7 protein-coding genes and 1 pseudogene are annotated in these 7,817 nt (G+C 71.1%); 1 reads left to right on the plus strand and 7 read right to left on the minus strand.

Features of this window, described 5'->3' with window-relative positions:
- Positions 1-53 precede the first annotated feature (53 nt).
- Complete coding sequence (locus PK606_RS15545; protein ID WP_324565250.1) at positions 54-866, minus strand: tyrosine-protein phosphatase; 813 nt, start codon at positions 864-866, stop codon at positions 54-56.
- A 368-nt stretch (positions 867-1,234) separates the two neighbouring features.
- On the opposite strand from PK606_RS15545, the gene PK606_RS15550 reads away from it, so the two are divergent.
- Positions 1,235-3,643, plus strand: coding sequence for an AI-2E family transporter (locus tag PK606_RS15550; RefSeq protein WP_324565251.1), 2,409 nt, complete (start codon positions 1,235-1,237; stop codon positions 3,641-3,643).
- Between the two features lie 10 nt (positions 3,644-3,653).
- Here the strand turns inward: PK606_RS15550 and PK606_RS15555 are convergent, their stop codons facing one another.
- The 6 genes and pseudogenes from PK606_RS15555 to PK606_RS15580 all read right to left on the minus strand — a co-directional run.
- Entirely contained in the window at positions 3,654-4,979 is a 1,326-nt protein-coding gene (locus tag PK606_RS15555) for a HAMP domain-containing sensor histidine kinase (RefSeq protein WP_324565253.1), read from the minus strand.
- Positions 4,976-5,656 (minus strand): response regulator transcription factor, encoded by a 681-nt coding sequence (locus PK606_RS15560; protein WP_324565254.1) that lies wholly within the window; start codon positions 5,654-5,656, stop codon positions 4,976-4,978. The genes PK606_RS15555 and PK606_RS15560 overlap by 4 nt, the downstream gene beginning before the upstream one ends.
- Positions 5,638-5,982, minus strand: a complete 345-nt coding sequence (locus PK606_RS15565) for a hypothetical protein (RefSeq protein WP_324565255.1) — start codon at positions 5,980-5,982, stop codon at positions 5,638-5,640. The genes PK606_RS15560 and PK606_RS15565 overlap by 19 nt, the downstream gene beginning before the upstream one ends.
- Before the next feature lie 18 nt (positions 5,983-6,000).
- Entirely contained in the window at positions 6,001-6,471 is a 471-nt protein-coding gene (locus PK606_RS15570) for a Spy/CpxP family protein refolding chaperone (RefSeq protein ID WP_324565256.1), read from the minus strand.
- A 103-nt stretch (positions 6,472-6,574) separates the two neighbouring features.
- The gene (locus PK606_RS15575) at positions 6,575-7,594 is read right to left on the minus strand and encodes an aldo/keto reductase (RefSeq protein WP_324565257.1); all 1,020 of its coding nucleotides are present in this window, start codon (positions 7,592-7,594) and stop codon (positions 6,575-6,577) included.
- 83 nt (positions 7,595-7,677) lie between these two features.
- Positions 7,678-7,817: pseudogene (locus PK606_RS15580) on the minus strand (oxidoreductase); the annotation flags it as partial.

Raw genomic sequence — 7,817 nt, forward strand, 5'->3', positions numbered from 1 at the left:
ACTTGGACAGAAGATGTGAACATTTGTTCCCTAAATTACTGACTTATGAGTAACTAGGTCGCGGGTTCAAGGTACAACTGGCCCAGGCGCCGGCGTTCGGGCGCCCGCACGCCGAGTTCGCGCGCCAGGTAGTTGTCGACACCGCCGTAGTCCTGGTCAACCGCGTGCAGCGCGGCGTCGAGGAACTCCTGCTGCACGCGCCACAGCACCTGCAGTATCTCGCGCGGCGCGCGGCTCTGGTCGAACGGCGGCATGCGGTAGTAGTCGTTGGTCAGCAGGTAGTCCTGCATCACCACCGGGCGTGGCACGCCCAGCGCCATCAGGATCAGCGCGGCGGCGAAGCCGGTGCGGTCCTTGCCGGCGGTGCAGTGGAACACCAGCGGCTCGTCGCTGTCGAGCAGGTGCGCGAACAGGTCGGCGAAGCGCGCCGCATTGTCGTGCACGAAGTCGCGGTACGTTTGCTCCATCAGCATCACGGTGTGCTCGGGCGTCACGGTCTGGCCGGCCTCGAGCAGGTCCTTCATGCGCTGCACCACGGTCGGCTCAATCGGCAGCGAGTGCTGCGCCACGCCGGCCAGCTGGTAGGGCGCAGCGGCGCGCTCGCTGACGCCACGGAAATCGAAGGCGCGCGAAACTCCGAGCGACTGCAGCGTCTGGCCGTCGTCCGAGGTCAGCGCCGCCAGGTGGTCGGAGCGGAACAGGCGCCGCCAGCGCACCGCCTGGCCGTCGACGCCGACATAGCCGCCCAGGTCGCGGAAGTTGCTGGCACCGGACAGCGCGAGCGCGCGCACGGGACGCTCGGCTACATGATCGGACAAGGCGGTGGCGGACAAGGCAGTGGGGTTGGGGGAAAGAATGGAGTTCATGCTAGCCCTGCATTGTGTCGCCCCTGTGGCGGGCGTGCTGGCGCCGCCGCCGTTAAGCCTTCAGGGCGCGCGCGCAAGCCGCCGGCACGCAGGCGCGCCAGTGCACGACGAACGGCCGGCCGACTCACGCGGCCAGCGCCGCCGCCGGCCGGTCGGTATGCGCCGGCGGTGGCACCACGGGGTGATGAACACCAGGCAGGCGCCCGACAGCAGCGAGATCAGCACCAGCAGGCAGGCCGGCCAATCGGTCAGGAGGGCGCGTCAGGAAGAGCGTGAGTAAGCGTCGGTTGGAGCGCCCGTGTTGGCCACGGCACACGCCGCCGTCCTACAGCGGCACCCGGGTGCGCTGCCCACAATGTGCGCAGTCCATGGCCGCTCCCGACACCTCCCAGCCCGCCGCCACCGAGCCCGCGCCGCCGACCGCGGAGCGCGCACGCGAGCAGGCGGTCAATCCGGGCGGTGAGACCCTGCCGCACCCGCCGCTGATGAACCGGCTGGTCAGCCTGGCCGTGATCGTGGCGGCGCTGTATTTCGGCCGCGACCTGCTGATGCCGCTGGCACTGGCGATTCTGGTCGGTTTCGTGCTCGATCCGCTGGTGTCCTGGCTCAAGCGCCGCGGCATCCCGCGCGCGCTGGCGGTGCTGGTGGTGCTGACGGCCACGCTGACGCTGCTGGTGGCGGGCGGCTTCTTCGTCTACGGCCAGATGCGCCAGATGGCCACCAACCTGCCGAGCTACGAACAGACCATCACGCGCAAGCTGCGCAGCTTCGGCGAGACGCTGCGCCAGCCCGGCGTGCTGGACCAGTATTCGCGCGTGGTCGACAAGGTCGAGAAGGAGATCGACAAGGCGCAGCGCGCGGCCGACGCCAAGAAGCCCGCTGCCGAACGGCCGGCCAAGGTCGAGGTGGTCGGTCAGACCCTCTCGCCCTGGGATCGCGTGGGCCGCTGGATCGAGCGCTTCGCCACGCCGCTGGCGCTGGTCGGCATCGTGGTCGTGTTCGTGTTCCTGATCCTGCTCGACAAGGGCGATCTGCGCGACCGCGCGCTGCGCCTGCTGGGCGGCAACCTGCACCGCACCACCGATGCGCTCAACGAGGCCGGACGCCGCGTCAGCCGCTACCTGGGCATGCAGCTGCTGGTCAACGCCACCTATGGCATCCCGATGGCGCTCGGCCTGCTGCTGATCGGCGTGCCGGGCGCGCTGGTGTGGGGCCTGCTGGCGGCGGTGCTGCGCTTCGTGCCCTACATCGGGCCGATCATCGGCGCCATCTTCCCGCTGACGCTGGCATTCGCCGTCGATCCCGGCTGGAACATGGTGCTGTGGACGCTGGCGCTGATCGTGACGCTGGAACTGATCAGCAACAACGTCATCGAGCCCTGGCTGTACGGCGCCAGCACCGGCCTGGCGACGCTGTCGCTGATCGTCGCGGCGATGTTCTGGACCGCCATCTGGGGCCCGATCGGCCTGATCCTGTCGACGCCGATCACGGTGGTGCTGCTGGTGCTGGGCCAGCACCTGCCGCAACTGCAGTTCCTCGAGGTGCTGCTGGGCAGCGAACACGCGCTCGACGAACCGACCCGCCTGCACCAGCGCCTGCTGGCCGGCGACGTCGAGGAGGCGATCGAGCTGGCGGCGCAGCGCGCCGGCGAGACCTCGCCGCGCCAGTTCTACGACCAGGTCGGCCTGGGCGCACTGCAACTGGCGTCCAGCGCCCACGGCAGCGAGGCCACCGCCGAGCACCACCACCGCGTGGTCTCGGGCATGGCGCGGGTGATCGAGGACCTGCGCGAGCAGCATCCGGTCAACACCGAACTGCCGGTCCGCGTGGCCTGCATCGGCGGGCGCTGGACCATCGACGCGCTGGCCGCCGACATGGCGGCCCACGTGCTGGCGCTGCAGAGCATCGGCAGCCGCGTGGTGCCGCCAGGCGAGATGACCTCGGAGTATTTCGCCCGGCTCGACCTGCAGGGCGTCGAGCTGGTCTGCCTGAGCTACTTCTCGACCGACCCGAGCACGCTGGCCAAGTATTTCGTGCGCCGGCTGCAGCGCCGCTGGCCCGAGGTGCGGGTCGTGGTGGCGGCCTGGAGCGAGCCGTCCACCGGGTCGGAAACGCTGAGCGCCCAGCAGATCGGCGCCGCCGCCGTGGTCGGCTCGATGGAGGAACTGCTGGCACAGGTGCAGCAACTGCTGGCCGGCGCCGCGGCCGCGCCCTACGCGCCGGCACCGCTGCCGGACGACGAGTCCGAGCGCCTGCGCGCCCTGCACGACAGCGGCATCCTGGACCCGGCGCTGCGCGGCCGCTTCGACGCCATCGCCCGGCGCGCCGCCGACGCCTTCGACTGCGCCGTGGCGCAGGTCTCGCTGCTGGAACGCGACTGGCAGCTGACGCACGGCGACTCCAGCGCCAGCGGCCGGCCCGAGCAGGGCGCGCCTGAACGCAGCGTCCCGCGCGCCGAGTCGCTGTGCGCCCACGTGGTCGCGGACGCCGGACCCCTGGTGGTGCCGGACACGCTGCGCGATCCGCGCTTCGGCGCCAATCCGGTGCTGAAGGAACGCGGCCTGCGCTTCTACGCCGGCGTGCCGCTGCGCCAGCAGGCCGAGGGACCGGTGCTGGGCACGCTGTGCCTGCTCGACACCGAGCCGCGTCAGCTCTCGGCGCGCGACGTTCTGCTGCTCGAACACATGGCCGACGAAGTCATGCGCGCAGTGCAGGAGCAGGCGGCCCAGCGCGCCGGCGCTGCGGCGGGCGACACGCCGGCCTTGGCACCGTCCTGAGAACGCGCGCTCAAGCCGCGCGCGGCAGCTCCACCCGCACCGCCAGGCCGGGATCGGCGTTGCGCAATGCGAAGCTGCCACCGTGCGCCTGCGCCACCAGCCGCACCAGGTACAGGCCCAGGCCGACGCCGCCGGTGCTGCGCTGGCGCGCGGCGTCGGGGCGATAGAAGGCTTGCGCCAGGTGCGGCAGCTGCTCCGGCGGCACACCGGAGCCGTGGTCGCGCACGTCGATCACCACGCCGCCGCCGGCGCTGGGCTCCAGCCGCAGCTCCGGCACAGGACCATCCGGCGGGCTGTGCCGCAACGCGTTGTCGAGCAGGTTGCGCAGCAGCAACCGCACGCGGCTGGCATCCAGCGGCACCGGGGCCGGCAGATCGTCGGCGACCCGCACGGTGATGCGCGCGGCTGCGGGCTGGGCCGCCGCCAGGCTGGCGATGACTTCGCGCGCCAGCGCCGCCAGGTCGGTCGGCTCGCGCTGCAGCGCGGCGTGCGGGCTGGCCAGGCGTTCGCTCTCCAGCAGATCGCTGATCAGCTCGCGCATCAGGCCGAGATCGCGCAGCAGCGCGGTGCGCGCGGGCAGCGTGGTGGCATCCTCGGGCAGCAGTTCGGCATGCAGGCGCGCGCGCGTCAGCGGGCTGCGCAACTCGTGGCTCATGGCCAGCAGCAGTCCACGCTTGGCGTCCAGCATCTGGCGGATGTCGGCGGCCATCTGGTTCACGGTCAGCGCCAGTTCGCTCAGCTCGTCCGGATGGCGTGCGTGCCGCACCGGGATCGGCGTCTCGAACTGTCCGGCGCCAAAGCGCCGCGCACCGTCGCCGATGTCGCGCATCGGCCGCAGCATGCGGTGCACCAGCGCATAGGCCAGCGCCGTCAGGCCCAGCAGCCCGGCCAGCGTCAACCAGACGAAACGCCGCGGGTCGCCATCGGTCGGGCGTGGATCAAGCGCGAAGTCGATGCGGTGTCCGTCGGCGGTGGTCCGGCTGACGATGGCGTGATCCGGTCCGCCGCCGCGCCGCAGCGAACGCGGGCGCGGCAGGGGTCCGGAAGCCCAGTTCACGCCCGGACCCTGGACGCGCACCGTCACCGGCAGGCGCGCCGCGATGGCCTGCGCCCGGGCCAGGTCCGGCGGCGATCCGATCTCGGCCGCCAGCCGTTCGGCGTAGTCGCCGACCAGTGGACTGACGGCGTCGCGCCAGCCGCTGGAAAACGCCTTGCCGATGCCGGTCAGGAAGGCCGTGCTCATCGCCAGCGCCAGCAGCAGGAACAGCAGCACCAGGCGCACGCGCAGCGAATGGCGCGCGCGGCCCAGCCAGGAGCGCCGGGGCCGCTCGCTCATGGTCCCAGCTTCTGCAGCGCCAGCGCATAGCCGGCGTTGCGCAGGGTCTTGATGGCTGCCAGCGGCTCGAGCTTGCGGCGCAGCCGGCTGACCACGATGTCCACCGCTCGCGTGTACAGGTCGGCCTCGTGCCCGCGCAGCGCGGCCAGGATGTCGTCGCGGCTCAGCACCTTGCCGGGCGTGCGCGCCAGCAGGTGCAGCAGATCGAACTCGGTGCCGGTCAGCTCGACCGCCTCGCCGTGGCGCTGGACCGTGCGGGTGGCCGGATCGAGCACCAGGCCATCGAAGCGCAGCGGTGCATCCGGCGCGGGCGGCGCGACCCGACGGCGCAGGATCGTCTGCAGGCGCGCCACCAGCTCGCGCGGGTCGAAGGGCTTGGGCAGGTAATCGTCGGCGCCCAGTTCCAGCCCGACCACGCGGTCCATCAGCTCGCCACGCGCGGTCAGCATCAGCACGGGGATGTCGCTCGTCCGGCGGATCGCCCGGCACAGATCGAAGCCGTCCATCTCGGGCAGCATGACGTCGAGGATGGCGGCATCGAAGCCGCCGGCGCGCAGCCGCGCCAGGCCGTCGCTGGGCGTCAGGGCCTGCTCCAGTGTCAGGCCGAAACGCCCGAAGTAGGTCGCCAGCGGCGCGCCGAGTTCGGCGTCGTCGTCGATCAGCAGGATGCGGTGCATGGCGCGATTGTCATCCGGTGCCCAGGGCGCGCGCCGGCCCGCCAGTGCCGCAGCACCAGGCGCCGCAGGCGCTGCTGCTCTGGCGCGCTCATGCGGTCGAAGCGCTCGGCGGCGTCGCGCAGGCCGCGGCGCAGGCGCTCGCGCTGCACCGGCGTGGCGGCTGCCTGCTCGATGAGCCCCTGCGCGTGTTCGCGATCGAAGCGCGAACCCCAGAGCAGCGTCAGCAGCTCGACGTGGGGTTCGGGCTGCGCCGCCAGCAGACGGGCGCCGTGCTCGCGCGCCAGCCGCACCAGCGCCTGCACGGGCCGCTCGGGTACCGAGGCCATGGTGCGGCGGCCACAGGCTCAGCCGCGCCGCCAGCCGCGGCGCTTGGCCATGAACTCGCGCACCTGCTGCTGCTGCGCCGGGTTCAGGCTGTCGTAGAAGTCGGCCAGTGCGCCGATCATCTCGGGGCTGCCGGAGCGCATGGCCTCGGTCTTCTGCTGCACCAGCGCCTGCGCCTTGGCGCGGTCGAACTTCTCGCCCGCCACCAGCGACTGCATCTCGGCGCGCGGATCGGTACTGCCGCGCAGGGCCTGGCGCTGCGCCTGCATCGTGTTGGCCAGCGCATTCAGCTTGGCCTTCTGCTCGGCATTCAGGTCCAGCTTGCCGGCCACGCGCTCGACCATCCTGCCGCGCCATTCAGCGGATTGCCCGGGCGTGACGTCGCCACCCCAGCCACCACGGTGCATGCGGTGGCTGCAGGCGCTGAGGCCGCCGAGCACGATGGCGGCGGTGGCGACACCGATGAGTGTCCGTTTGATCCAGGTTTTCATGACGGTGCCCTTTCGAACAAAGGCGTGTTGAACATGTCCGTCATGGTGCCGCGCCGGCGGCACGGCGTCTTCTCGCCGCGGTATCGCTTTGTTTCGTAACTTGTCAGCCGGCGGCGGTATCGAACGCCTCGGTATCGACCTCGCGGCTGCTCTGCGCGTTGTAGCGCCCGCCCGACACCGTGTGCTGGTTGATCAGCGCGTCGAGTCGCTCGACCAGCGCGGGTGCCAGTTGCACATCACTCGCACCCATGTTTTCACGCAGGTGCGGGACGCTGGTGGTGCCGGGAATCGGCAGGATGTCGTCGCGCTGGTGTAGCAGCCAGGCCAGGGCGAGTTGCGCCGGCGTGCAGCCGGCCTTCTCGGCCAGCAGTCGGTAGGACGGCAGCAACTGCAGGTTGCGCGCGTGGTGCTCGGGCGCAAAGCGCGGCATCGCGCGGCGGATGTCCTTGTCGTGCAGCGTCGCCAGATCGTGCACCGCGTCGGCCAGAAAACCGCGCGCCACCGGGCTGAAGGCGACGAAGGCGACGCCAAGTTCGCGGCAGGCTTGGAGCACGCCGATCTCGGGGTTGCGCGTCCACAGCGAGTATTCGGTCTGCAAGGCGGTGATCGGGTACTCGGCGTGCGCACGGCGTAGGGTGGCGGCCGACACCTCTGACAGGCCGACGGCGCGGATCTTGCCCGCGCGCACCAAGTCGCCGAGCGCGCCGACGCTTTCCTCGATCGGCACCTGCTTGTCCCAGCGGTGCAGGTAGTACAGGTCGATCACTTCCGTCTGCAGGCGCTTAAGCGCCGCCTCGCAGGTGGCGCGCAGCGTCGCGGGGCGGCCGTCGATCACGCGCACCAGCTTGCCGTCGCCGGCCACGTCGACGCCGGTCATGCCGCACTTGCTGGCCAGCGTGAAGCGATCGCGGTGCCGCGCCAGCACGCGGCCGACCAGGGTTTCGTTGGCGCCGAAGCCGTACAGCGCGGCGGTATCGAAATGCGTGACGCCGGCATCGAGCGCGGCCAGCAGCACGCGCTCGCCCTGCTCGCTTGACACCGGTGCGCCGTAGGCGTGGCTGAGGTTCATGCAGCCCAGGCCGATGGCGCTGACGCTGAAAGGGCCAAGTTGGCGCGTACTCATACAGGCGATCTCCGGAAGAAAAGACAAACGGCTTCCCGGCAGGATACCGGGAAGCCGTTGCAGGTCAGCGGCGCCAACCGGGCTCACGCGTTCAGCTGCTGCTCCAGATCGTGCAGCACCTGGTAGCACGGCAGCACCTGGGCCACGCTGCTGTTGGGTTCACGCCCCTCGCGGATGGCGGCGAAGAACTCGCGGTCCTGCAGCTCGATGCCGTTCATCGACA

It is taken from the genome of Ottowia sp. (assembly GCF_035444425.1).
Lineage (GTDB): Bacteria > Pseudomonadota > Gammaproteobacteria > Burkholderiales > Burkholderiaceae_C > Ottowia.

Bases quoted from the DNA above. Each gene is read 5' to 3' on its own strand.
- PK606_RS15545 (WP_324565250.1), bottom strand. From the start codon at position 866: ATGAACTCCATTCTTTCCCCCAACCCCACTGCCTTGTCCGCCACCGCC.
- PK606_RS15550 (WP_324565251.1), top strand. From the start codon at position 1,235: ATGGCCGCTCCCGACACCTCCCAGCCCGCCGCCACCGAGCCCGCGCCG.
- PK606_RS15555 (WP_324565253.1), bottom strand. From the start codon at position 4,979: ATGAGCGAGCGGCCCCGGCGCTCCTGGCTGGGCCGCGCGCGCCATTCG.
- PK606_RS15560 (WP_324565254.1), bottom strand. From the start codon at position 5,656: ATGCACCGCATCCTGCTGATCGACGACGACGCCGAACTCGGCGCGCCG.
- PK606_RS15565 (WP_324565255.1), bottom strand. From the start codon at position 5,982: ATGGCCTCGGTACCCGAGCGGCCCGTGCAGGCGCTGGTGCGGCTGGCG.
- PK606_RS15570 (WP_324565256.1), bottom strand. From the start codon at position 6,471: ATGAAAACCTGGATCAAACGGACACTCATCGGTGTCGCCACCGCCGCC.
- PK606_RS15575 (WP_324565257.1), bottom strand. From the start codon at position 7,594: ATGAGTACGCGCCAACTTGGCCCTTTCAGCGTCAGCGCCATCGGCCTG.